This window comes from Citrobacter sp. Cpo090, from assembly GCF_030332665.1.
In the GTDB taxonomy this organism is placed as follows: Bacteria; Pseudomonadota; Gammaproteobacteria; order Enterobacterales; family Enterobacteriaceae; genus Citrobacter; species Citrobacter portucalensis.
In genome coordinates, this window is sequence record NZ_JAOWHK010000034.1 from 1 (window position 1) to 24,898 (window position 24,898).

Sequence of the window (24,898 nt, forward strand, 5' to 3'; positions counted from 1 at the left end):
ATTTTTTCTTTGTTAGCAATTTTTGCGATATTGTCAAATGCTTGCCAATAAGCTTCTTCTCCTTCGAAATACCATGTAGGTTTTTTGATCGATTTAACGTATCTGGCAGGAGAGCGTAGTTGAAACTCTCGTTTAGTTCGTTTAAAAGGAACTATTACCGACATTTCGCCACCCTCAACGCGAGCTTTCAGATCTGGTACTCCCCCAAGGCTGAAATAGCCTCTAAATTTGGTACTATACTCACTTGCAAGCAGAACTCGTGTACCGCCAGTACTGTGGCCTGCGAGATAGATACGTTCCGGATCGACATAGCTCTGCTTCGATAACCAATCATAAGCTGCTTCAATATCATCTAATTCACCATAGAACATTTCATAGCGACCAGGGTTTTTATCCTCACCACGGAAACTTGGCAACATGGTGACCATTTTTGTCGCGCTGTCCTGGCCCGGTTAATCCCACACTGTAGCCTGCTGCGATAAGGTCTACTGTATGTGACGTTTTATTCAGACAGTCTCTCAGGCAACACTGGTTGTTATTGTGGCAAACAGAATATCCACCAGATAAATAAGCATGCAGAGTCCGATACTGATACGGTTCTCTTTAAGCTGTTCTGGGGAAGAGCCTGATACTGCCAGTTCCTTTTTAAGTTTGAACTGTGTTGTCAGATACCAAGTATTCATGACAGCAATCAAAATGTAGGCAATATAGATAGTCACTATCATGTCATTATCTCCTCAGGAATAGATGGTTTTTCTATTTTATTCGTGGGTAAAGTCGTATCAATTCGGAAAAACATACCAATTACTCTGCATGGTTTTGATGCCGCAAAGCGGCATGGAGGCGCCAGCAAATGATAAATATGGCACTGTCGCTGAATGGCGCCGTAGCCCGGCGTAGCCGGTTGATCGATAGAAGATCGCTATTAACCTCCCCATCCCTGTAAAGCCATAACCCGCGGTCATACGGCTCAGGTGTTGATGTGCGCCGTCGGAGTGGTCCCGACAAGGGTTTACCCGCAGTCGGGGCGTATCTCCGCGTTAGCGGGCCGTGAGGGCCGCTTACGGGCGTGTATGACAAACTGCCAGCAACACTACTGACAGCAACGAAGAAGTTTAGTTACATCATCCATCATTAAAAGCGATGTAGTTCCGGCCCTTCGGGCCGGGGCGTCGTCGCTTTTCAGTGGTGGGTGGGGGTATGGAGCGACAGATTTGCACGGACTGGGTGGGTTTTATGAAAGGATATTTTGTGTGTTGTAACTAAACGGAGCTGGTTTCGGGGCCCGTCGCGGAGCGATGGGAGGTGCATCAGGTTCTGAGCGGCGCGGCGTTAGCCGCTGCAAGCGAAGGCCTTTTTGTAATTGTTCACTGTGGTTTCAGGGACAAAGAATTTCTCTGCGGTGAAACTACGCAGAGGATTAATAAAAGGGTTCAGGAATATATTGCGGGTTTGCTGTTTTCCATTTGCTGCTTTCAGTACTTATTTGTTTGCGGATTTATGTGGATAAACGAAACAACGGGGCTGCGTTCTGACGGCCGGAGAGCGATTTTATGGCCGGATACGACCGTCTGAGGGGGGTTAGGATAGTTGTGGGGATTTTTAGCTGAACGAAGCCAGCGCCAGAAGCCCCGGAGGGGCTGGCGATGATTTGTACTGTTGGAGCCGAAACGGCTAGTGAGGAGGCGCAGCTGCCAGCGTCAGTTCAAGCTGGTACAACTCCCTGATGGCTAACTGTTGAAGCAGCTCTGGTGTGCACCAGTACGCTTCATCTGCCGGCATGCGTTTCAGGATGTGCCGTGACATCTCATAAATCTGGCTGTCGGCTGGCAACGTCTTCAGGCGGTTAGCACGCTTACGCGCGGCCGCTTTCTCACGCCGGTGTTTCAGTGCGTCCTGAGTACGCTGCAGATACCAGCGTTTTCTGGCGGCATGTACGGAGATATCTTCATCTTCGTTCAGCACACCTTCCCGGATAAGCTGCTGGCGGATTTCACTTTCACGCAACCGCTTCACCTGTTGTTCATGCAGTTTCACCATGTCGACGCCCAGCATCTGCCAGCCGGCGGGTGTGATCCAGACATAGCGCGGCAGGCGCTGGCGAGTTTCACGATCCCACATGCTTTCCTCTGACACACCCAGCACACCAAACCGGACCTGTTCGGCCAGCAGGCGTGAAAGTCGGGAGACCGTCACCTCAAGTTCAGGGATGACGTTTCCTTTGCTGTCTTTGGGGCTGATTTCTCTGGCCAGACGGGACACACACATCCCCACGGTATGCGTACCGGCATCGCTGAAACTAACCAGCACTGGCCAGATGGTATCGAGCAGACGCCGCCTTTCTGGTCGGAAAGCATATTTACGACCGGCAAATTCGCGCTTCTGTACATAGAACGGATGCAGGGACATGCGCATACGCAGGCTGTATTGCCCGGTAACCGGATCTTTTTTCACCAGACGATTATAGGCATATCCCAGTTGACCGCCCAGAGCCTTATAGCGTGCAGGACGAAACCAGGACGGATTTTCGCATTTAGGTTTGGTGGAGTGTTCGCCACGACGACGCAGAGTACGTTTTCTTTCCGGCTCAATCAGGAAAGACGTCGTCCTGCCAGCTTCATACTCTTCCCAGAAACGGATCTGCTCTTCGGGAGATAACTGACTCCAGTGTTGCGGATGGAGCCTTTCAGTCACACCTTCCTGCGCTTATGTTGCACGGAAGGAGTAAGCACAGAATCGGTTCTTGAATTTTTCTGAGCATGCACATATACTCCCTGCATAGAGCAACAGCTTCTATGCAGTTTAAGTGGGCCCCGGTAATCTTTTCACTCGCCAAAGTTAAAGAAGATTATCGGGGTTTTTGCTTTTCTGGTCCCGGGTAGACACCTCATCAGAACCAGTTCCCTGCCACCTTATGGCGTGGCCAGCCAAAATTCTTTAAACGATCAGTAATCTAGCACGCTATTACACAAAGTAAAGTCTTTACTTTAGCATCCCCAGTTTTTGCAGCTCAGTTCTGAGGAGCTTTTCAATAAACTGAGCCTGCGTGAGCCCCTCTCGTTCGCAAACCTCAACCATGAGATCTTTCAAGGGGTTGCTGACAAACACTTTAATTTCTTTATGCGTGAGACGTTTTCTTGCAACAGCAGCCATCTGCTTTTCAGAGTCAGACATTGGCTTACCTCTGCGCACAAGCCGCTTTTCTTTCAATGAGGAAGTCACTGCATTTTCTGTCTGCGACATCTCGCCTCCCCAGGATCAAATAAGGATTCGTTTCGCAGAGGATACTACAGTTTTTTGAAATCAGCGACTTGAGAAACATGATTTGCGTCAGTGTTGGCGCACTGACGCATAGTTTGATCATTTAAGGGTTTTGTTATCAGAAACACCGGAAACGGGGAAAACTGGATTTTTCCCGTTTCCGGTGTTGGACAACTGAGCCGCGCGAAGGCGTCAGCTCAAGGTGTTTAAAACAGAGATTAAGACAAATCACTCATACTTCACCGTATAATAAACCTTTGTTATTATGTGTTTGCAAGGCTTCATCTGAAGCCCTTGTGATAACGAATGTTAGTTAGGTGTTTTTCCCTCCATCCCATGATGGAGGGATTTTTTATAACTTTTCGAGTGCGGCCTGAAGCTCGGCTTTACGCTCATTCTGGCTGCGTTGTCTTTGCAGACGCCCCCTTGCATCCTGCTCATCTTCACTTGTGACACTCCCGCAAATTTCCCCCATATGGTTATACCGGCTGACGCCAGTAATTATGGTCTTACGGTACGCTTCAGAGCAGGCAACTGACTTCAGGGCGCGTCGTACCTGTTTACGGGAAACGGGGAGATTTCGGGCTTCAATGTCTGCAAGCAACAGCTCACGAATACCACACTGCATCGGACGAAGATTCCCCCCCTCAAACAATCCCGGCCACCAGGTGTTCAGCTGTGCCAGCGCATCATCCAATGGCTGCACTTTCTGATATATATTCAGTTCCGCCAGAAGTTGTTTACGTTTTTCTGCCCGTTCTGCAGCCCGGGCGGCCTTTTCAGCCAGCCTCTGCTTTTTATCCTTCCACGCCGGTGGTGTGGTGACATGGACAACCTGCTTTCGCCGACGTATCGGCGATTCCGTAGAACTCTTTCGGTTAAGCGTCAGAACGGGACGTTTCTGTTCATTCATCTCTGTTGGCCTGTAATGTTTCTTCCTGGAGGATTTTAAACAATGTTCAATCACTCCGTTAAGCCCGAAACGATGTAACCGCAAGGGCTATCAGCAACAACTGAATGATGTAACCCTCTGCAAACCACCGACTGGTCCGAAGCCGCTGTTCTGACGCCGGAACAAGAGCATACACCCCATATACCACGGCCAGCGTCAGCAATACCCCAGAGAGCGCTGCTATTCCATGACTGGAACTATTCACCGTCACCACCGTTATCAGCCAAAGACCGAATACAGCCACCTGATACGCGCTTTTCACCTGCCAGACCATGATTGCTATGGCCACCATAACAAGACCAACCCAGCCGTAACTGGCTGCACTGAGAGGCAGATAAAACGCCACGCAGGTACCAGCCAGGAGTCCCTTAACTGCGCCGGGGTTCTGCACAAACCGCCATAACTGGAGCACCAGAGCAAAGCAAAACAGAATATTCAGTTGCCACCACTGGTTCCCGGCATCCCGGAATGCCAGCCAGAAGGCGGGTTGTGCCAGTAAAGCCATCAACCACAGTCGGTTAAGGGAAGATTGCCTTACCGTTTTTCCCGCCAGATTGCAGCCACAGACCAGTGCAAACAACGGGAAAGCACACCGCCCCAGCACATTAAGCCACGGAGAGCCCACACCGGTTGCTGTCGCGATATGGTCTGCACCCATAGCCAGAAAGGCGATAATTTTGATGACATCACGCTGCAGGGGGGTGATGCTCAGGAATGGAACACCCGCCTTAGCATTATCCTGTATCACAGTGTCTTCTCCCTGTTGATAACCAGCTCCTTTTCATTCTCCCGCAACACGTCCTGCGCATACTGTCGCCTGATAGTATTCAGTTCCTGTTGAGCCAGACGCTCCAGCACTTTCTCCTCCCTTGCCGCATCGCGCTCTGCATATTTTGCTCCCCGCTCTGCCAGCTCCTGTTCTGCCGCTTTCTGTGCGGCCATCTCCGGATCTTCTTTTGGCAGGAGACTGATACTCTCTTCATCCCTCAGCGCGGTCATAATGGCTTTTTCCGCTTCCTGTCGCGTTCTCTCTTCAGGCGAAGTCAGGCTCAGAAGTTCACTGTCCGGCTTTTGTGCACTCTGTGTGGTTATCAGGTCTGCGTCCGGTATGTGCTCACGGCCCTGCGTCAGTTTTTCTGCCAGCCAGGACGGCAATGCCCCCGGCACCTGCTTCAGTATCACCCCATGCTCAGGATGCAGGCGGGCCATCTCCAGCGCCTGCTGCTGCTCTGTTGCCGTCAGCGTCATACCACTACGGCTCTGCTGCAGCACAACCAGGTCCGCCTGCTCATGCCCCAGCAGGCGCCCCTGCTCACCGATCCCCTGCAGACGTCCGTCCCCATCCATTCGAATTTCACTCAGCCAGACACCCTGTTGGCGGCCATTGCGGTCATAAGCTGGCCAGGCGATATGCGGTTGTGGGTATTTCCTGCTGCCACTGATAAAACGGGCCTCCCCGTCCGGAGACAGTCCCGTTTCCCGTAACAGCGCCCGCCCCAGAGCACTGTCGTTCAGCGTGCGGGCCTGCTCCCATAATTTCAGCCCGGAAACAGCCCGGATATCCTGCCCGGCCTCCAGAATATCATGTGCCGTCTGGCGTCTTTCACTCCCCGCAACAGCAGAGAGCCACCTGCCGCTGTCATCGGTATAGACCTGCACATGCTGCTTCATACGCGACAGCGCCACATACGCATCACTGAGGGAGGCAAGTCGCTGGCGCGCACCGGTTGCCCCGGCCAGCGCAATCACAAAGGCCTCACTCGCCCCCTGCGCCCGGTGCGCAGTTCCGGCATAGGCATAATCAATATGCGCATCCGTCATGTCACGTCCGGGCTGAATCAGCCGTGTATTTTCCCCGTTCTTCAGCGTGATATCGCCGTTATCTGCTATCCGGCTGACTTCCCACAGAGTCTGGGTGTCCCGTCCCTGCTCCCGGTCCTGCCGCGTGAAACGCACCAGGTCCTCTTCGGACAGGCGGATATCACGACGCGAATACACTGCGATATCCCGCAGGCTGCTCTCAAAGGCCGAGAGCAGATGGTCCCGGCCTTCCGTATCCCGCAACATAACCACACCGCCCGTCCGGTCCGGGCTGTGAATGGTGTAATACTGCTGGTTTATCAGAGCAATGTCGCCACTGTGCTGCGCCAGTCCGGCGACAGACTTCAGGACTTCGGTCAGTGTTTTTTCACGGACCAGTACCGGAACAGTCACTTCCCGTTCACCGGTTTTTCCCGTTGCGTGGAGGCGGTCATGGATACCGGTATTAATTGCCAGTGCATCCGCATTGGTCTGGGTGACAATCAGGGTCTGCCGACGGACCTCTGAGGTGCGGCCGGTGTAATCATCCACAATGGCACTGATAACGCGGTCCCCGGCCTGCTCTTTCTGCTCAGCCGTCTGGCGGATTTCAGTGACAGAGGAAACAGGAACATATGCCCCGGCTTCACGCGGAATCTGAGCCGGTGAAAAGCTGCGGATGGTGTCCAGCGCCTGCGGCGCACGCCCTTCGAGCAGGGCATAAACCGCGGGGCGCAACTCAGGCGTCTGGCGCACAATGTCCTTCATAACGGCCACATCAATGGCGCTGCGCTGCTGCATCAGCGTGAATGGCGCACCACTGGCCACCGGCTGCAGCTGCAGGCTGTCACCGGACAACACGCCACGTCCACCGGCGCCGGCGATACGCGTCAGCGTGTCGGCCATATCCTTGTTTCCCACCATCGAGCTCTCATCGATGAGGAACAGTGTTCTGGAAAAATCGAGCTTTTCCCCGGTCTGCTGCCGCCGTTCGGTATCCATCAGGAATGACGAAATGGTCTGCGCCTTCACCCCCACGCTCTGCATCTCACTGACGGCCCGGTGCGTGGGCGCCAGCCCCACCACCTCCGGTCGCTGTCCTTCCGGCAGGGTATTCAGTGCGGCCAGCACGCTACGAAACTGGGTGGTTTTACCCACCCCGGCATAGCCCTGAATGGCCACAAACCGGTCGGTGCTTTCCAGAATGAGTCGGCTGGCCGCCTGCTGGCCCGCAGTCAGCCCGTGCAGATGTGAATCGCTGACTTCCTGCATCAGAGGAGGCTGTGTCCCTTTCCCTTCCGCCAGCGTACGGATAATGGCCTTTTCCTGTAGCCAGGTTTCGGCAGGGACATAGCGGGTTCCGCTTCTGTCACCCGGCACAGCCAGCACTTCGCCGCGCTGAACCAGCGTTCGGAACGTTGTCCCGACCTTTGAAAATGTCATGTCCGGGTGAGCTTTCAGCGCCTCCTGTGCCACATCGAGACGGGAAAACACCACATTGCTGCCCTGCACCACTGCAATGGCCTGACGCACGGCCTTCTCCGCGACAGACATCAGGCCCGATTTTGCCTCCTGCATCGCAATATCCAGTGGCCGGCCCTCCGGACTGACCTGTTCCCGGGCCTGACGATAAAGAGGAGAACGTTCAAGGCGGGCATGCGCTTCATCTTCTGACAGGGAGGTATAAATCTGAATCCGGTCACCACTGACTGCCAGCGTGTTCAGGGTCTGCGCCTGCGTGTCACGGGCAGAAACTGCCGCCAGCACGGTTCCCTGCTCATTCACGGACTTGCCGGGTGTGGTGACATACCCCTGACCGACCTTCAAACCATCAGCAACTGCCAGACGATGCCGCTTCTCCCCCTGACGCACGGTCAGCGTGCGTTCTGTGACTGACTCCACAGTGACACTGTCACCTGCGCTCAGTTTTCCGTGTTTTCCCGTCAGGATCAGTTTATCCCCCTCGGCCACAGCCAGCGTGTCCGGCTGATATAAGCGCCAGCTGCTGTCCAGGTCGCGTATTTTTATTAACTGAGACTGCCCGTCCGTTCCTGTCAGCGTGAGCTTACGGCTACGGGCCGTCACACGGTCGATGGTGTAACGCTCTGTCTTCCGGCGTTCCGCATCATACCGCTCCAGAATCTGTCCTTCCCGGTAGCTGTCGGTCAGACGGCGGGTTTTACTGTCGAGAAACACCGGTGTCAGCGTCTGAATCACCGTTTCCCTGTCTCCCAGCGCCCCGGTACTTCTCAGCTCCTGACGAATGGCCTGTACAACGGCTCCCTGCTCACGTCCCGGAGCCTGCGCCACCACCGTTTCTCCCTGCGCATGCAACACGGCATAATCCTGAGCCAGCTGCGCATAACGCTGACGCCGATCCCTCACACTGACAACGGATACACTGACGTAGTTATCCCGCCCTCCCCGCAGACGTACGACACCTGCGTCTTCCAGCGTGGCTAGTGCATTACCGGTGCCCTGACGCCCGCCGCTGTCCATCAACAGGACCTGCACATTGCGGCGCAGCGCCTGGTCAAGCAACGTAATCGTCTCCTTCACGGACAACTTCTCTGCCCCCGCCACCACCAGTGTACTATCCGTGGTCAGTTCATCTCCCGACAACAACTCCTTACCTTGAACTCTGCCGGCCAGACCTGCCTGTTCCGACAGAAAGGCAGCACCTTTTTTGTCCGGTGCAAAAACCTGAACCTGACGCCCCTGGGCCTCTGCCAGATCAACGGCCGCCTGCACCTGCTCACGCTGTGCTCCGGCTCCCCGACCGGTACTGATAATGGCCACAGCCGGCAACGTGTCAGCCAGTACCGCCATTACCCCCTGTAATGGATCTCCAGGGCGGGCCGTCACCATCACCCGGTTCTCCCTCATCATCTGCTGTGCCAGCTGCTGCACAGACAGCTCATCGAGAAGGTGTACAGACGAAGTGAAAAGCCCCTTCTCCCTGTCGAGCGGTACCAGCTCTCCCCGGCTGATGGCCAGCTCGATACCGGCGCGCGCCTGCGCGATGATACCTGGCTCCGCCTCCACCTGCGCCAGTGTCCGGCTCAGCACCTCTGAGTAGGTAAACTGCGTTTTACGGTCGCTGAGCAGGGAGATCGCCCCTGATACCGCCTGCTGAAGAGGAGCAGAGACAGAGGGGGGCTGCCCCGGCAATACACTGCTTTTCTCCCCGGCACCTGACGGTAACGCTTCTGCGCGTAACTGCGCTTCACGTGCCTGCGCTTTCTCCCTGAATGCGGAATAGCTGAATCCGGTCCGGTCAATGCGCTCATGCCACTCTGTGAGCAGTTCATCCCGGTCCGGCTCCTTCTGTTTGGCCTGGCGGGTATCGAGAGCTGCCACATCAAGCGATTTTGCAGAGGCATTCTCCCCGGCAGCCTCACGGATTTCCCGGCTGCGGGTCGAGAAAATATCAACAGGGACGTCCCTAATCTCCCACAGTCCCCGCTTGCCGACGTTCACGGTTTCATATCCCATAGCTTCAACCTGCCGCCGCAGTTCGTGACGGTAAATCTGCCCCAGCGCAATTTTGTTGTCATACAACACATCGATAGTGCCAGTGCGCCCTTTCCTGTCACTGGAAAGGGTTGACCAGCGCCCGTCCTTTTCAGTCATATTCAACAATAAAAGGTGAGTGTGGATCTGCGGATCAAGGCTACGTGAGGTGTCGTGGTTGAATGTTGCTGCCACCATCTTTCCGGTCTGCGCATGCTGGCTGATCCCGTCGGTCATAACACGAGTCCCCACCATAGCCTCTATTTCCTTACTGACTGTTTCCACAGCCCGGTTATGCGCATCCAGCAGGCGAGACTCGCCATACAGAGCGATCAGCACAGAGACACTTTTTGGGGCGGAAAAGGTCAGGTCATAGCCACTGCGGTGCACATTTTTACCCCCGGACATGTGTTCCAGACTCTCACCATTCGGCAAACGTCCGGCAATCAGTTCATCCAGTTGATGCGCATCCACAACACCGTCCAGTCCCAGTGCCTTCGCACCTTCTCCCAGCCAGCGGGACTGAAGATTGCCGAGAAAATAGTAGTTGTCCTGAGCGGCATAATAACCGGCGCCACCACCGGCAATCGGAGCGATACTCAGCATTACCAGTCCACCTCCCGACCGTCATCCACCTCGCGCTCAGGCTGTCGGGTGTGCGTCACCAGGTTGCGTTCTTCCTGCCGCATGGACGCGATGGACAAACTGGTCAGGTCATCCGTTTTCCCCGTCCGTTCTTCATAGCCTTCATCGCCCGGTAACAGGATTTCGCCCGTTTCTTTATTGATACGTTCTTCTGTTTCAGTCGGGACCTGCGGAGAATCTATCGGATGACTGTCAGCAGCAGCAGCCGTCGCCACGGCAGCGTTCCCGACAACCGAAGTCGCTGAAACGCTATCCTGTAATGTCTGTTTTTTAGTCGCTGTTGGGGCACCTGCACTGTCCGGAGATGCCTCCTCTCCCGCATCCCTTTTCTCCAGCCGATCAAGCAGCGCGGCCACATCGCCTTCTTCTTCCGTACGGCGGTTGATTTCGGCTTCCACCTCTGGGTCAAGCGTGTCGTTGATGTCGCGCAGCAGCAGTTCTTCCGCGCAGTCCTTCATCTTCTCGTACCGCATGCTCATGCGAACGGCAGGGTAATCACCGGGGAACGTGACATAACAGCTGAGGTTCGGCAGCATCTGAATATCGGTGTAGTTCACCAGGTAGCGATCTTCTTCCACCTTGCTGAAGGAAACGCCATCACGCACCGTGTCAGCACCGTAGCTGTACTGCTCACTGAAGACCCTGTCACGCCGCTGCCCGATTTCACGCTGTACCCACTCGGCCTCAGCACTGGACGGTGAGCGGAAGAAGTAACGGGTGTTGACCAGCCCCAGCATGGCATCGGCAAACTCCTTGCCGTAGGTGTAATCCATCTGAGCTTTAGCCTGGAATCCCAGCACAAAACAACCACCAAACTTACGCGCTTCAGCCAGTACTCCCGGCAGTTCCGGCAGCTTGTTGAGGGAGGGCAGTTCGTCATAGATAAACCAGATGCGACGATGCTGGTTTTCCCCCATACCGAGCAGGCAGTTCGACGCCTGCGCCAGCCACATGGAAATCAGCGGCTTCAGGGACTCGTGCTGACGGGCATTACTGGTGATCCACAGCCAGCCATGCTGTTTTTTCTGCGGATCGTTCACCGTACTCATCCACTCCCGGATGGTGAAAGGCTGGCGCCCTGTGCGCTCGACACCCTGCAGATAACGTAACGCCTTCACATAGTTAGTCAGGACGCTGCGGATGGAAATGGCTGTTTTTTCAACCTTCTCTTCGACCAGGTTACTGGCCTCCGTGCCGGCCAGATAGTCACGCAACGCCTTCAGATCGATGGCCAGCAACGTGCGTAACAGGGCATTGTAGGAGTGAATACCTTTCTTTTTCTGACGGTAGGCAACCGCTGAAAAAATGGTACGGGCAGAACTTTGCCAGAACGGATCTTCTTTGGTGCCCATCGGAATAAGCGTATTTGCTGCACTGTCGAAATCCGGGATGGACTCAAACTCACGGAACATGTCCCAGTAAGCACAGCGTCTGTCCAGCGCGTTGAGCAGAACATCATCCCGCTCACTGAAATGCTTTTTAATCAGGGAACAGCCTTTGTCGTAGACAATGGCCATATCACCACGCGCCCGGATCTGCTTCAGCAACTTATTGAGCGTATTGGATTTACCGGCACCTGGTGTGCCGTACATCATCATGTACTGCACTTCACTGTTGAGCATCAGGGGAAGGCTGTCGATACAGATGGAGGACGCTTCGCCACGGCGACGCATCTCCCGGGCAACGGCTTTCACGTCGTCGGTCAGTTCACGTCCGCCCATCCGTTCATCCTGTGCCTGTTTTTCCCCTAGGCGACGCAGAAAACGGAAAATCAGAAAGGCTAGCACGCCAACCGCAACAGACGCCCAGAACAGGGCCAGATAAAGCTCCTGGAGGAACATATTCCCGGCCCAGATCATGTAGTCGTCTTTCAGTATCTGCTCAGAGGTCGCATGAAGGGTCTGGCCGTTCCAGGGAATGTCATACACCGGTGCCACGCGGTATAACGCCTTCTCCCCACGTGCAGTCATCGAGAGCCACCAGTAGAGACCACCGTTACGGATGGTTTCCCACGGGAGGCGAAGCCAGAAAAACAGCGGTAAAAAAATGACAAAAAACCACATAAGCCAGAATGAAACACGTTTATTAACCTGCATGAACATGTTCAGCATGTAGCTGAAAACCTGTCCACCCTGCGTAATATGCTTGGTTGAACTCATAGGGACGTCCGATTGTTAAAGAGCGAAAAGAATGTTGAATCAGCAGATCACAGCGTACGGAGAACAGAGGCGGCCACTTCACTGGCCTGTTTTAACGAACGGGGGCGCAACAGCGGGATATCCGCCTGTGTGACAACGATATTGAAAAGCGCATCGCGACGCTGCCGTTCTGGCCGTAGATGCGAACGGTCATCCAGCTCAATAATGGCTTTGACCGAAAAATTACGGGCATCAATGACAACAAAATCGCAGTGCCATTGCGAAATCTGCCGAAACAGCGAAAGCCTTTCCCTTCCACCTATCCCCGCTCTGACCTAGACAACATCGACAAGTCTGACCTGAGCCATGACAAGCAGGTGACTGCCGGAGAAAGCCGCGCAAAGCTGTCTGAAAAACACGCGTTCCCGATCTGTCAAAAAACGGTCGCTGCTGATAGCACAGACGCGTTTTAAGAAGTGTTGATGTATTAAAGCGATGGCCTGTTTCGGATTTAACGAACCAGACAATCAGCAGCACGACGAGAAGAGTCGCACCACACAGAAGCCTGATGTTCATTAAAAACCTGCTGAAATTTATTTACTGCGGCACTCCTGCCTGTAAAAGAGCAGGAGTAGCTTTTAGAAAGGAGGTATTACAGGATACCGGCGATAGACTTCGCTAACTGATCTTCCAGAACGGGTTTTGCTTCTTCAAACTTCAGGTTGACCTTGTTGGCACTGGAAACGATGCGAGTCTGGTACTTATGCTGATTACCGGTTTCAGAGCTGGTCTGCACCTTGTAACCGGAGCGTCCCTGTTTAAGAGCTGCAATATTATCAGTGGTGACTTCTGCCTTTGTACGTTCGGCAATCTGAACATCGGTCACCATGGTATAGTTGATATCCTCAACCATCGCATCGGCAGCCATACCTACGAGGCCTGCAGCCAGTCCTACACCCAACGTTGCACCTGCAGAATTTGAATTATAAGCAGTGATCCCTGCTCCCAAAGCAGCTGCCTGAAGGGCACCGCCATAGCCACGGTTCAGAAATCCCTGGGCTTCACGCAGATCCATTTTATCCGCTTTAAGCACATTAGCCTGAATCCAGTAGTGCGCATCGGCAGGATTGCTCACAATACGATAGCCTTTGGCCTGTACCTGGCTGTTAATTTTACCCTGCAGACCACTCATGTCCTTATCAGAAGTGTTTTTGATTTGCAGATAAACGGTACGCTCAGAGGAAGGCTCCAGCCAGATGGTTTCACTCATTTGAGTTTTAACTTCGAGGTTACGCTTTTTTACGGCTGTGGACATCGCTCCACATCCAGAGAGCATAAACGCCCCAAGAACCAGAGCAGCTGCAAATACTTTTGTTTTGTTTTTATGAGAAATGTTATTAGCGAACATAATATTCCTTATTAAAAAGAAAACGATAACGGCCGTTATCCACTACAGAATAACAACAACAGGCAAAAAGAAATTACTCGAAAATTTCGAGTTAACTAGTAAATAAAACCTTACCAGTTCACAGTCTGGTTCCCTTAACTACCATCTGTCATGTGAATCCCAATGGTTATCCCAGGTATTTCTATCGTGGCTATGATGGTTGTCCCAGTTGTGGTGTTCATCATAAAAACTGGAGGTTGTACCAAATACATCCCCATTAATATCAAAAGTGTCATTCATCATTGGTAAACCTGATGCGGGATTAAAGCCTGTTGGTATATCATTTATATGAGAGTCAGAAAATGTGGTCATGCTATTTGATTGCAATGGATTGCTTCCGTTGAGGTTTCCTGTAGGTTTAAATAAATCATTAACCATCGGGAAGCCTGTTGCTTGGTTAATCCCATGAGAAAATGGATATTCACGCCCCCCGACAGCTAAATCATCACTCACAGCATTTGCTTGTGAAGCAATTTTTGCAGTAGAAAATTGTTTCATTTCCTCTGGTTTTAATCGCCCAATACTTTGCAAGTGCTTCATATTCAAAGCACATATAAACTCTTTTGGAATACAAGCATCAACCCTAAACATAAAGAGCACAGAAAAAATGCAACCAACTATCGCAAATACAACTCCAGAATAAAAAGCAAAATTTAGTTCAAAAACAATCAAGAAATCGACAATAATAATAGAAATGCCTAAACTATACACAATACATTTCTTGCTTATTTTTTGAATTCTTAGATTGACATCTGAATCTGGAGCGACCTTTTTAATTACCCCCCACAACAAAGACGTCTGCAATAATGCAATCGTGGTAAAAAAACCTATAAAAAGGTGGCTTACCAGAAGAGAAATCAATAACCCAATGGATATTTTATCATAAATAATGACCGTAGAAATCATTACAAAAACAGAAAGCAACATGCAATATGCTGTTATCTTCAACGGAGGTTTACAATATTGCAACAATCTTAACTTGTCAGATTCCCAGTTAATCGAATCCAATTTTTCAATTAATTGATTAGATGTGGTATTCGGCATCATGACTTATTTTTTCCTTTTACAGAATCCCTTAAACGCTGCATATTCTCTTCGTCTTTGTCTGAATTCCAGGCATCTAATGGCGACAACAGCCAAGGTCCTTGCTTCTCTCTTTCCTGTGCCAGTGCCTCGTTATATTTCCCTTCGCTATCATTATGCTGACTCGAGAGCACATCACGTTGGTTCCCCATGTCATCCAGAGATGATGCCATTTTCTGCTCATTTTGCAGCACCCTGGAATCCACATTTTGACGGGCATCACGCACCTGCTCACGGGTCTGTTCATACGTCTGCACACCCGCAGTGTCAGCACGTTGTTGCATGTCTTCGGTACTCGCCGCATGGGTCTGCTTAAGGCTGGCCTTCATTCCCTCATCCGGACCGACGTTTCCTATTCCTTCTGCAGCCCGCAGCCTGTTTTCCCGGAATTCCTGTTCCAGTTGTGGCCTCAGTCTCTCATCCACAAATGCCTGCGCCAGCTGTTCCCTTTCTGCACGCAACGATGGGTTGGCCGCATCGGTCAGCACGGTAGTGGCACGCGCTGGAGCAGACTGGTGCACATAGTTAACAAACTCCTGGCTGTAGTTGCTGTTAATACTTGCACTGTTGTTTTCCGCATAACTGGCCATCTGAGCATACTCATGACTGCGGTTAAGGGCTTCATTATACTGACGAATCTGGTTCTGCAAATCACTCAGGTTGCTGGCCAGCTGATTCGACAGGGATGACGAGGTGTTGTCGGTATGGCTGCTGTTGTCCGTTGTTCGATAGTTGTTAATAACATCCATCGCATCACGAACATCCTTCGCTTCCTGTGCGGTCAGCTCACGATCATGACTGGTTCGGTTGCTGACATCAGAATTAATACCATGTGATGAGCCATCTGCCCCGGTATATCCAATATCGGTATACAGTTTTCCACTTGCACTGGCTCCGGTTGTTAATTCAACAATTTTTCCTGCCAGCTGTTTCCTGGTATCAATACCTACTTCACCATGCCCACCAACATTAAACTTCATATCTTGTGATTTACTCAGCGCCTCTGTCACTGATTCTGAAGTACTAATACCGTTACGTTTTGCGTAGTTATCTGCTACACCGTACAGTTTATTAAATGCCTGTGTCAGTGTGGTAGCCCGGCTGCTGTCAGCCCCGCTTACCACGGTGTCGCTGTTACCCCGCTGCTGCGCCCACTGTGTCATCTGGCTACCGACCAGCTGGCTGCCCCGACTGATGCTGTGACTGAGGCTCTGCACCTGGCTTTCCGCTTCACGCTGTTGCGCCTGGTAGCTGCTGCTGAGCATACGGCCAAACTGGATATCCGTGGCCAGACTGGAGATACCGGTTTTTCCGTCATGAACCACACTGCCTCCGGCGGTTCGGGTGGTGGTGGCACCACTGGCATGCTGAGTCAGCATCTGACCGTCACGGAACGACTGGTTGGTATCCCATTTAAAACCGGAGACATTCTCCATCTGCATATTATTGAACGCCCAGGTACCGTCTGCCGCCTGCGAGGCCGCTGACGATGCTGTGCTGTTGATGGAAGAACCCAGATAATTACCGGCCTGTGAAACCACGCGCCACAGACCAAACACCAGACCCGCAGCAATAAACGGGATGGCATTGGACAGCCATGCCGCCATCAGGCCGATATCGCTGTGGGTCTGTTGAATGCTGCTCAGGTTCGACAGTGAGAAATTCATCCCTTTTGTCTCACCTTTCAGGTAGAACGCCATAGCATAGTTCAGGATGGCATACAGAGGCGGCCAACTCTGTAGATACACAAGGGAGAACACATACCCTTTCAGCACCGGCAGGGTCAGACCATGAATGGTCGCCAGCAGGATTATAATCGGGAACATCCCGACCAGCATGGCCATCAAAACAGTATGCATCACCGGTGTGAACGTTGCCGCCAGACCGCCTGATGCCGCCCAGCTAAGACGCATTTTACTGTTCGATGACTGGTCCGCCATATTCACCAGGCTGGCCACGTTCCCGCTGGCCGCCGTATGGCTGGTAATCCCCTGCTTCACCGCATTCATCACCACATTCTGGCGCAGAATTTCACTGGCATCCCGCCCGCCCTGATAGTAGAAGTTATAACTGTCTGCCATCATCATACCGAACAGCGTATCAGCACCGGGGCGTGGGCCGATAAAGCGGTTCACATAGTAATCCCAGGTCTTGCCGCCTTTTGAGGAATCCACCTTCAGCTCCCTCTTCAGCACATTGTTGGCCAGCGCTTCACAGGTATGGAATCCTGCAGCCGCCAGTCCATTGCCGTATGGCACAATCACGCCCCGCAGCGGGCTGGGTTTACGGAATATCAGCTCATACGGATCAGAGGAGTGCATCAGGTCGGCCATACTGTACTTGTTCACCAGCATGATATCCCCGATAACACACTGCTGGACATAGCCATTCAGCAGCATGGCCAGGTCGCCGTTCTGTGCCACCACGTCGGTGGTGTTGGCCATCAGCGTTGCGCCAAATAACATCCCGGTTTTGCTGTAGGCAACAGAATCCGGGGTATGGAATACAGCGTCATAAATCTTTGTCAGCGAGCCACCAATACTGGTAATAAACCGGAACGGCACCGACAGTCCTGTCGGTACATTATCCACCCGCAGCACCAGCGTCGGGTTGGTCATATCGATGATATGCACTGTACGTTTCGGGATAACCAGCACGCTGGTTATCAGAATGAACACCGCAAAGAACTTCAGTACCTCTTTCGGGTCATGACCCCGGATATAGACGAAGAACAGCGCGATGGCCGAGAAGAACCCTACGATATGAAACAAAGAGTCCCACGTGGATGAGCCAATGAGTGCGGCCACACCATTGAATGCCGCCTCAAAGAACTCCCCGCCGCTCATGACATAAATGGTATCTACCATGCTCATCAGTTGCCCCCGGTTGTCAGTTGCGCGGAAGAAACCGAGGTGTAACGCATGTTCTGCTCATAACGGCTCATCAGATGTGTGGACACCTGCTGACGCAGATACCCCATGCGCTGCTCCAGCTCCATCAGGGTGTTCGCTTTCACATCCACCTGCGCCTGCAGCCCTTCCAGCTGACGTGAGGCTTCCGAGAAATTCTCACGCAGCATCTTCATCTGCTCTTCCGGGAAGTTTTTGCTGCCCGCCTGCACGCGCGCCTGACTCAGCAGTTCATTCAGATACTGCAGCAGAATGTCGTAGGCGATGTAATCGGAGAGTGACGGGTAGAACGTGGATATATTCAGCATCTGCGGGTCAACCAGATAACGCAGAATGGGGACACTGGTGCTTTCAATAAATCCCTTTTCCTGGTTGGTCAGTGGGTCATCGCTACGCAGTTTGTCAGAAATATTCTTTATCATATTCTGTACGCGCTGGTTCAGGCTGTTGCTCTGACTGACCGTCACTGTGCGGTTGCTGGTCTTCAGACAGTCCCCCGTGGATGTACATCCAAAAATCGTGGCCTGCCCCCCGTACATCAGGGCACGAATAAGTCCCTGATGGTTGGCCTGCGGTCCGATAAACTGGATTTCACCTTTATCATCAAAAATCAGTGTCCCGGTCACATTCATGACCAGCTCCATCAGCTCGGTGTTGCCGTTCATCATGCCGTTCTTCTTCAGGATCTCCCACATCAGGTTCTTGTTACGCATCACCTGGTCCTTCATGTTCTCCGGTGCTTTATCCAGCACCTTGTCCATCTGACCGCCTACGGTGCAGCCCTGGCGTGACGCCGCCCAGTCAGAGAACATGTTGGTTTCACCGGCAATGTCCTGGCAGATTTTCTGGGACTGAACGCTGTTTTTCGGCCACAGCCCACCAATGATGCCCTGTGCCGCCTGGCAGGATGAGACATTCATGTTATTGAGGTCGCTGGCCAGCTTCTGCATAAAATCTTTAACCTGCTTCATGCCCGGCACTGCCGTCTGCAGCGCAAGGTCGAAGAAATACCCTACGGCATTACCCATCAATTGCTTAATAAAGCGTTCGATCTGCTCACTGTTTACGAAGGAGAACGAGCCCAGATAGGCATCAATCCCGCCACAGCCGGCGGTGATTCGCGGAGGCGTGAAGGAGGCAATCTGCAGATTATTAACCTGATTACGAAGAAACAGGTTACCGCCCGTGGCATAGCCCGCAGCCTGCCCCTGCCAGACGGCCGCTCGCGTGGCATTACCTTCAAAGCCCAGTTTGTTGAAGAATTTATTCAGGTCAGTATTGACGTCAGCCTGTGCAGGCATAGCCAGCGCAGCGGCAACCAGGCATGACAACGTTACCCGCCGGAGCAGGAAAGAAGGTTTTTGGTTCATAATGGTAAGGAATTAATCAGGTAAGAAACGAAAGAAGGTGAGCTTAAAACTGCCACACTGCAGTGTTACCGGATGACGTTCTGTTTTCCCCTTCGTTTGCCAAAGATACGACAAATAGTGCCAGACACAATCGACAGCAACAGACCAGCAAAACCCATCAAAAGAGCCCCACAGCCTGACGCCCAGAAGATCCAGGGAACGATATACATCGTCAGATTCATAAGCGGCTTTAGTGCTGCATATTCCGCGATAATGGTGGGATCAGTGGCCATGCCTGCCGCCCCCGTATCACCGGTGTGTACCACGTATATAGCCTCAAACATTGCCCGCCAGAACCAGTCGCTTATCCCGCCGGCAATCAGAAGCACACCGCCACATATTATCAACACACTACACAGTTTTTCCGTGAATTCCCACGTCTGCATACTCTTCTTTCTTTCAGTAACCTCTTTCATTTGTTTGCTCCGTTTTTATGCTTTACTCCCGCTCGGGCAGCGAGCGAAAAAACCAGCGCCTCGTCAATACGCTGTTTCAGGGTCTGTTCATCAACGATACCATACAGCAATGGCAGCGTTTTCAGGGTGTTCACCTCCACCAGAAATGCCGCCGGCGTGACCGGGCGCATATCACCCCACATATCCCGCACCACCGCTTCGGTGGCCGGAATGGCATCAGGGAAAGATGCATCACCCATACCATCCAGGGTATACGGAAACACATCCAAGCCCATCTGCCCGGTCACCCGTTTCAGCAGCGGGTCGAACTGCTGGCAGTAACCACAGCGCGACTGCATAAACAGCACCAGTTTGTAATCTTTCAGGTTCACCACCCGCCCGTCCGGCAGACGATAATCCCGGCGAGCAGGTTCAGCTACAGTACCGACTACCGGTGATGCAGCCTGAGAAGCCTTACCCGGCGATACCTTATGCGCCTCAAGCTGGCGCAGTTCATCCAGCGTGGAAGCCTGCACGCCAGAAACTGCCAGCAGCAGGGTAATTAATACGGTTTTTCGCATTTCACTGCTCCCCGGTAGGGACTGGCGAAATTTGCCACTTCTTCCAGGCATGAACGGCGGCCAGCCCCAGACCGGACAAACCCAGTGTCGCCCCGACCACAAATATCGCCAGTGCATCACGAACCAGCGTCATCTGATACAGGGCATACGCCAGTTCATCACTGACTGCCGATGCGGGCTGGGACAGCATGCCGGCCAGATAAAACCAGATAACCGAGGCAACCATCAGCGCCATCCCCGGATACATCAGCAGATTTTCAGTAAAACGTTCGCGTGTCATACATCTCTCCATTTTGTTCACGACCGTGGCGAAAAATCTGTCGCCACACTTAAAAAACGCTTCATCAGGTCATCCTGCGTCATAAAGCCGTACGCTAAAGGCTGATAACGCTCCGCGCCCGGCTCAACCAGATACAGCGCCGGCAGATGGGTGACGCCGAGACGCTGTGACTGACCACCGTCAGGACGGGTCTGCGGCAGCGCTTCACTGCGGGCACCGTCCATACTGACCGGTATCAGGGCTATGCCATATTCCTCAGAGAAACGCTGCACCACCTTCGCTAGCTCGCTGTCCAGCGCATCATTCCCCCGGTAAAAGAAGAACAGCCCGTACTGACTGGCCAGTTGCCGAATGGCGGCCACCTGACGCGCCTGGTCAGCCTGCAGCTGCAGCGGCACCGTACTGTTGTAATGGCTGTACTGCAGGTTGTAATCCAGCTCGGGGTGAGCCAGCAGGGATTTGGTAGCCACCGCGCTGAAACGGCTGGCCTGACTTGTCCAGAAGTTCTGCATCTTCATATACGCCGTGAAGTTCTCCACGGTCGGATACAGAATGGCGGTATTGAGACGATCTTCCGTCATTCGCTGCAGCACTTTCATCTGGGCGGAGGGTGGCAATGAAGTCAGCGGTACAGGAGGTGAAACAGGCCGTTCTTCCTCTTCTGGCGAGACCGGTTCGTTATACCAGTGCCAGCCCACGATGGGGTCATCCACATAGGTTCGCACCGGTTCACGTTGTGCCCATGCCTGACCTGAAACAAGCAGATTCATCGAGATAACAAGCCCTAAAAAGACAGGTTTCATATCACCGCCCCTTGCCTGAAGACTGCTGCAGGGCAGATGCCACCTGTTCTTTCACCCGCTCCGCCAGTTCGCTGTCGGACGGAATGGTCGTGCCGGCATTCAGGTCACTGTAGAAGTTGCTGAAGTCCATCCGGTCAAACTTCAGGGACTGCAGTTCATCCACTGTAATACCGCGACAGTCAGGATTTTTCCCGCTGCCAAACCCAATCCCCAGTTGTCCCTTACGTCCCTGCGCCTGCACGATTTGCGCCAGTTTCGAGTCAAACTGACAGTAGGCTTTTTTCTTCTGCAGACAGACGCCGAGCACTTTCTTCGAGCAGTAGGTCCCGACATAAACGGTCAGTAACTTCTCTTTGGCTTTTCCCAGCGCTTTCTCTTCGCTGTCACAATGTGCCAGGCCAATACCCTGCCCCCATCCGGAGTCCTTACAGCAGTTACTGAAGCCGGCAATGGCCATCCGGCACGCTTTAGGCTCACCGGTAAAAGCCCGGACATTGACGTCATTCATCTCGGCCACATCTTTTGCGGCAGCCGTTACCGCAGCAAGTGCTGAGACCGCCTTACCGAAACCGTCAGAGGAATTATTTTGAATGGCATCACACTCCCCGTTCGCGCAGACCAGCTGACCACTGCACAGCTGCGCTTCACCGCTGACCTTCTTCTCGCAGGAGAACACCACCTCTTCCTGCAGGCAGGCACTGCCGTTTTTCTCCTGACAGGTCGTGCGGGACACCGTACAGGCAGGATTTTTCATATACACATCACAACTGCCATTATCCGCTTCCTGACTCAGATAAGTGTCCTTCCAGGCCCAGCAGTCGCTGTAAACGGTGTAATTTTTACCTCCCACGCTGACCACCCGGTTCCCGCCGGCTTCCGTACACTGACTCCCCTGCAGAACTTCTTCTGATTTGTCGAACGGACAGGATTCAACCCACTCGACTTTCGGGGCCCACTCTTTAGAGGCGACTTTCATCCGGAGTTTCAGTGTAAAAGTGGAAGCTCCGCTGACCAGTTTTTCATAGATAACATCGTCGCCATTCCCGCCATAAATACAGTTTCCGTTAGCTGAGCACCCCGAACCTGTCAGCGTCTGTCCATCAGTAACATGCAAACCTGCTGCTCCGGACAGAACAAAAGTGCCGCTTTGTCCGTTTGTCAGCCCCACATTAAAAGTAGAGTTCAGAAAGGTATAACGGGAGTTTAAGAAGAAAAATCCTGCATAAACCGTCAGCGCAGCATGCTCAATCGTTCCGGTTACAGGGGACGTAAAACTGAACACCAGTTTTTTTCCATCCCGACTGAAGCGAAACTGAGAATGAGGTATCGTGATCTCACGGTATTCTTCCCCATCCACCCAGTCACCCGTGATAACAGCTTTTCGCGTACAGGCCAGTTCCACAGCCGGCGTTCGCTCACAGACATGAGAAGTGATTTCGGTTTTATTCACATTCACCGTCTCGCACTTGTCATAAGTCCCGTTAGTGATGATGTCTGCCTTGTCCTGAATATCGAACCCGCCACTGAGGAAGGGGGCATCCATGGAAATAGGGTCCTTCGGCCGATTCATAATCACCTCCGATGTCAGCTTCCCCACCTCAGAACTGTTCAGCGCCCCGGCACCGGCACTCTCCAGGCTGGCAGAGCCGGAAGACGTCACGCCGCCATAATGCCCGGTCTCTGGCGGATTATCGGTATAACCCGGGATTGTCTCGTCCGGACGGAAATTATTCAGTACACCAGTGCCACTGCCCTTCAGACTGTCTGCAAACTGCTTGCCTGGCGTATATTTATCACTGGCCTGCAACCCTGTTCCGAATGTGACCAGCGCAGCCAGTACCACCACAATGGCTCGTTTCATCGCTCACTCTCCCTGAGAATCGCCTCCGCCACCGATGCACATTCTCCCTCCTTCGAAATCCGTTCAAGTGCCGCTTTCAGGCGGATATTGCCGCGTATCACGTCGTATTTTTGCCCGCAGGTCACCACCAGGGCCGGGACCGTCGTGATGCCATATTTCGCGAACTGCGTCGGATCAATCTGCACGCCACCACTGTTCTTCTCTCTGGCCACCCGGAACACCGCATTCGCCGTTTTACGAAAGTCATTGTCGATAAGTCCATTGACCAGCGCAGGGATACCGAGCGCCCGCGCCTCCGGCAGCATACGGATCAGCCCTTCTTCGGGAATGGAAAACGACACAAAATAGAGCGCGCGCGGGGCTGGCTTTCGACGCTGTGATACCATCTGCGACTTGCCTGAAAGTCCCTGAATCCAGGCATCATGCTGTTTCCCCGGCACTGGTTGTTGCAAAAATTCCGGCACATTCGCCTGTCTGCGCCGGATATCATCCTGGTCTCGCAGGGATTCAATAAAAACCGCACTGTCCTGCGAAGCACAGACAATGCCGGGTGACAGCATGCAGGTCATCGCTATGCTGCAGACAGAGACAATCTTCCACACAGTAATACTCCTGATTAAAATTTACGGAAAAACAGTCAAACGCAGAGGGATATGATGTTATTCAGAAAGAAGTGCCTTTTTATGGCGCTGATATTCATTGCTGGCAGCGCCGGCGCCGGCTTTATTGCATTCAGAAATGCCGGAACAACAGAGCATCCTGTTCAGATAATGTCATCCGGGCCAGTTAAGCCTGACAACTCACTGCTGACACACCGGATAATCATGACAGACCAGCATTATGGTCTGACTTCCGATGCAGAAGTTCAGGCTGCTTTATCAAACTCTCAGTTTGTGCTTTCGGAAATAAAGAAACAGTGTTCATCAACCAGAAATACAGGGCAGTTTTTGCAGTGCGCCAACAACATTCTGGGCGAGCATTTTTCTTACCAGGAAACCGCCCTCGCCTCAGCGGGTTATTCGCGAAAGATTTCAGACTGTGACCTGAATGTTTATTTGTTACTTGATGCAGCAAAGTTACTGAACCGGCAAATAAATATTGCTTATGCTCCCGGACATGCGTTTATTGCTTACACCGACGAGAATGGTCTGCCGCAGTTCTGGGAAACCATTGAACCAGATAATCATGGACAGCCGGCAGAACTATGGACATCTGCGTATGCCAAAACGCTGCATCCTTTTTTCTACACACCACAACCTGAAAACAAGGTTGAGGATATATACCGGTTATTTATATCAGACAAGCTGTCTGAGAATGAACGAACACGTCTGCTTTCCGTTCTGGATGAAACATTGCATGATAATCCACTCTATCTCAGTGCATATTATGGCAATAAGAAAAATATCAACCGGGAGGATGTAAATCACCTGCTCTATCTTCTACAGAAAGATACATACTCCTTTGATAAAAAAATCATTGCAGCGCGTTTCTTTAACAAGAACGAAAACCATCAACAAGCAGAACAGTTACTTAATTCAATCCCCGAACATCAGTGCACTGAAAAGTGTCTTGAGGAAAAAGCAAAATACTCCATCAAACACAAAATATTTTACCATGTTGCTAACAACAGCAATTACAAATCAGAATACATCATTAAAGAAACAGCCAACTCAATCAGGAATGCACTGATTTATTCATCTTTATTTTTCTTTATTCTTATAATACTTCTCTGCAGAAAAGAAATAGCAGAAAAATATAATCACAATCGCCGGGGAAGTGGACATCATATCAAGTGAAAATGACGTATTAATCAGTTCTTCT

23 protein-coding genes are annotated in these 24,898 nt (G+C 52.3%); 2 read left to right on the plus strand and 21 right to left on the minus strand.

Features of this window, described 5'->3' with window-relative positions:
- The 11 genes from OGY83_RS17695 to OGY83_RS17740 all read right to left on the minus strand — a co-directional run.
- Positions 1–428: alpha/beta hydrolase family protein (locus tag OGY83_RS17695; protein ID WP_353622047.1), on the minus strand; the 428-nt coding region annotated here is incomplete at its 3' end.
- A gap of 90 nt (positions 429–518) precedes the next feature.
- Positions 519–725, minus strand: a complete 207-nt coding sequence (locus OGY83_RS17700) for a hypothetical protein (protein ID WP_286636470.1) — start codon at positions 723–725, stop codon at positions 519–521.
- Positions 726–804: 79 nt separating this feature from the next.
- Positions 805–1,080: a replication-associated protein RepA4 gene (locus OGY83_RS25315; protein WP_502873119.1), complete on the minus strand. Its 276-nt coding sequence runs from the start codon at positions 1,078–1,080 to the stop codon at positions 805–807.
- Between the two features lie 594 nt (positions 1,081–1,674).
- Positions 1,675–2,694, minus strand: coding sequence for a plasmid replication initiator RepA (gene repA / locus OGY83_RS17705; RefSeq protein WP_286636473.1), 1,020 nt, complete (start codon positions 2,692–2,694; stop codon positions 1,675–1,677).
- The gene (gene tap, locus OGY83_RS17710; RefSeq protein ID WP_353622050.1) at positions 2,687–2,767 is read right to left on the minus strand and encodes a RepA leader peptide Tap; all 81 of its coding nucleotides are present in this window, start codon (positions 2,765–2,767) and stop codon (positions 2,687–2,689) included. The genes repA and tap overlap by 8 nt, the downstream gene beginning before the upstream one ends.
- 215 nt (positions 2,768–2,982) lie before the next feature.
- Entirely contained in the window at positions 2,983–3,243 is a 261-nt protein-coding gene (locus OGY83_RS17715; RefSeq protein ID WP_286636475.1) for a replication regulatory protein RepA, read from the minus strand.
- A gap of 370 nt (positions 3,244–3,613) precedes the next feature.
- The gene (gene finO / locus OGY83_RS17720) at positions 3,614–4,174 is read right to left on the minus strand and encodes a fertility inhibition protein FinO (RefSeq protein ID WP_286636476.1); all 561 of its coding nucleotides are present in this window, start codon (positions 4,172–4,174) and stop codon (positions 3,614–3,616) included.
- A gap of 58 nt (positions 4,175–4,232) precedes the next feature.
- Complete coding sequence (gene traX / locus OGY83_RS17725; protein ID WP_286636478.1) at positions 4,233–4,961, minus strand: type-F conjugative transfer system pilin acetylase TraX; 729 nt, start codon at positions 4,959–4,961, stop codon at positions 4,233–4,235.
- Positions 4,958–10,132, minus strand: a complete 5,175-nt coding sequence (gene traI / locus OGY83_RS17730; RefSeq protein WP_286636480.1) for a conjugative transfer relaxase/helicase TraI — start codon at positions 10,130–10,132, stop codon at positions 4,958–4,960. Before traI ends, traX begins: the two co-directional genes overlap by 4 nt.
- Entirely contained in the window at positions 10,132–12,330 is a 2,199-nt protein-coding gene (traD, locus tag OGY83_RS17735; protein ID WP_286636481.1) for a type IV conjugative transfer system coupling protein TraD, read from the minus strand. The genes traI and traD overlap by 1 nt, the downstream gene beginning before the upstream one ends.
- Positions 12,331–12,377: 47 nt before the next feature.
- On the minus strand, positions 12,378–12,608 hold the full coding sequence (locus OGY83_RS17740) for a DUF2726 domain-containing protein (protein ID WP_353622051.1): 231 nt from the start codon (positions 12,606–12,608) through the stop codon (positions 12,378–12,380).
- Between OGY83_RS17740 and OGY83_RS17745 the strand changes: the two genes are divergently transcribed.
- A complete protein-coding gene (locus tag OGY83_RS17745) occupies positions 12,510–12,782 on the plus strand; it encodes a hypothetical protein (protein ID WP_286636483.1) in 273 nt (90 codons plus the stop codon). The two genes, OGY83_RS17740 and OGY83_RS17745, sit on opposite strands and share 99 nt — an antisense overlap.
- A 179-nt stretch (positions 12,783–12,961) precedes the next feature.
- Here the strand turns inward: OGY83_RS17745 and traT are convergent, their stop codons facing one another.
- The 10 genes from traT to trbC form a co-directional block, all read right to left on the minus strand.
- Positions 12,962–13,717 carry a conjugal transfer complement resistance protein TraT gene (gene traT / locus OGY83_RS17750; RefSeq protein WP_286636485.1) on the minus strand — a complete coding sequence of 252 codons (756 nt, stop codon included), beginning with the start codon at positions 13,715–13,717 and terminating at the stop codon, positions 12,962–12,964.
- A gap of 138 nt (positions 13,718–13,855) precedes the next feature.
- On the minus strand, positions 13,856–14,803 hold the full coding sequence (locus OGY83_RS17755; protein ID WP_286636486.1) for a hypothetical protein: 948 nt from the start codon (positions 14,801–14,803) through the stop codon (positions 13,856–13,858).
- Positions 14,800–17,712, minus strand: coding sequence for a conjugal transfer mating-pair stabilization protein TraG (traG, locus tag OGY83_RS17760; RefSeq protein WP_286636487.1), 2,913 nt, complete (start codon positions 17,710–17,712; stop codon positions 14,800–14,802). The genes OGY83_RS17755 and traG overlap by 4 nt, the downstream gene beginning before the upstream one ends.
- A complete protein-coding gene (traH, locus tag OGY83_RS17765) occupies positions 17,712–19,118 on the minus strand; it encodes a conjugal transfer pilus assembly protein TraH (RefSeq protein ID WP_053289422.1) in 1,407 nt (468 codons plus the stop codon). Before traH ends, traG begins: the two co-directional genes overlap by 1 nt.
- A gap of 65 nt (positions 19,119–19,183) precedes the next feature.
- Positions 19,184–19,573, minus strand: a complete 390-nt coding sequence (locus OGY83_RS17770; RefSeq protein ID WP_286636488.1) for a hypothetical protein — start codon at positions 19,571–19,573, stop codon at positions 19,184–19,186.
- On the minus strand, positions 19,570–20,133 hold the full coding sequence (trbB, locus tag OGY83_RS17775; RefSeq protein WP_286636489.1) for a type-F conjugative transfer system pilin assembly thiol-disulfide isomerase TrbB: 564 nt from the start codon (positions 20,131–20,133) through the stop codon (positions 19,570–19,572). The genes OGY83_RS17770 and trbB overlap by 4 nt, the downstream gene beginning before the upstream one ends.
- Position 20,134: 1 nt before the next feature.
- The gene (locus tag OGY83_RS17780; protein WP_286636491.1) at positions 20,135–20,413 is read right to left on the minus strand and encodes a hypothetical protein; all 279 of its coding nucleotides are present in this window, start codon (positions 20,411–20,413) and stop codon (positions 20,135–20,137) included.
- Positions 20,414–20,430: 17 nt separating this feature from the next.
- Positions 20,431–21,216, minus strand: coding sequence for a type-F conjugative transfer system pilin assembly protein TraF (gene traF / locus OGY83_RS17785; RefSeq protein WP_286636493.1), 786 nt, complete (start codon positions 21,214–21,216; stop codon positions 20,431–20,433).
- A 1-nt stretch (position 21,217) separates the two neighbouring features.
- A complete protein-coding gene (gene traN, locus OGY83_RS17790) occupies positions 21,218–23,077 on the minus strand; it encodes a type-F conjugative transfer system mating-pair stabilization protein TraN (RefSeq protein ID WP_286636495.1) in 1,860 nt (619 codons plus the stop codon).
- On the minus strand, positions 23,074–23,679 hold the full coding sequence (gene trbC / locus OGY83_RS17795) for a type-F conjugative transfer system pilin assembly protein TrbC (RefSeq protein WP_286636496.1): 606 nt from the start codon (positions 23,677–23,679) through the stop codon (positions 23,074–23,076). Before trbC ends, traN begins: the two co-directional genes overlap by 4 nt.
- Positions 23,680–23,760: 81 nt before the next feature.
- On the opposite strand from trbC, the gene OGY83_RS17800 reads away from it, so the two are divergent.
- Positions 23,761–24,873, plus strand: coding sequence for a hypothetical protein (locus tag OGY83_RS17800; RefSeq protein WP_286636497.1), 1,113 nt, complete (start codon positions 23,761–23,763; stop codon positions 24,871–24,873).
- Positions 24,874–24,898: the final 25 nt, after the last annotated feature.

Coding starts and splice junctions, on each gene's coding strand:
- OGY83_RS17700 (WP_286636470.1), bottom strand. CDS start 725: ATGATAGTGACTATCTATATTGCCTACATTTTGATTGCTGTCATGAAT.
- tap (WP_353622050.1), bottom strand. CDS start 2,767: ATGTGCATGCTCAGAAAAATTCAAGAACCGATTCTGTGCTTACTCCTT.
- OGY83_RS17715 (WP_286636475.1), bottom strand. CDS start 3,243: ATGTCGCAGACAGAAAATGCAGTGACTTCCTCATTGAAAGAAAAGCGG.
- finO (WP_286636476.1), bottom strand. CDS start 4,174: ATGAATGAACAGAAACGTCCCGTTCTGACGCTTAACCGAAAGAGTTCT.
- traI (WP_286636480.1), bottom strand. CDS start 10,132: ATGCTGAGTATCGCTCCGATTGCCGGTGGTGGCGCCGGTTATTATGCC.
- traD (WP_286636481.1), bottom strand. CDS start 12,330: ATGAGTTCAACCAAGCATATTACGCAGGGTGGACAGGTTTTCAGCTAC.
- OGY83_RS17745 (WP_286636483.1), top strand. CDS start 12,510: ATGCGAACGGTCATCCAGCTCAATAATGGCTTTGACCGAAAAATTACG.
- traT (WP_286636485.1), bottom strand. CDS start 13,717: ATGTTCGCTAATAACATTTCTCATAAAAACAAAACAAAAGTATTTGCA.
- OGY83_RS17755 (WP_286636486.1), bottom strand. CDS start 14,803: ATGATGCCGAATACCACATCTAATCAATTAATTGAAAAATTGGATTCG.
- traG (WP_286636487.1), bottom strand. CDS start 17,712: ATGAGCATGGTAGATACCATTTATGTCATGAGCGGCGGGGAGTTCTTT.
- traH (WP_053289422.1), bottom strand. CDS start 19,118: ATGAACCAAAAACCTTCTTTCCTGCTCCGGCGGGTAACGTTGTCATGC.
- OGY83_RS17770 (WP_286636488.1), bottom strand. CDS start 19,573: ATGAAAGAGGTTACTGAAAGAAAGAAGAGTATGCAGACGTGGGAATTC.
- trbB (WP_286636489.1), bottom strand. CDS start 20,133: ATGCGAAAAACCGTATTAATTACCCTGCTGCTGGCAGTTTCTGGCGTG.
- OGY83_RS17780 (WP_286636491.1), bottom strand. CDS start 20,413: ATGACACGCGAACGTTTTACTGAAAATCTGCTGATGTATCCGGGGATG.
- traF (WP_286636493.1), bottom strand. CDS start 21,216: ATGAAACCTGTCTTTTTAGGGCTTGTTATCTCGATGAATCTGCTTGTT.
- traN (WP_286636495.1), bottom strand. CDS start 23,077: ATGAAACGAGCCATTGTGGTGGTACTGGCTGCGCTGGTCACATTCGGA.
- OGY83_RS17800 (WP_286636497.1), top strand. CDS start 23,761: ATGGCGCTGATATTCATTGCTGGCAGCGCCGGCGCCGGCTTTATTGCA.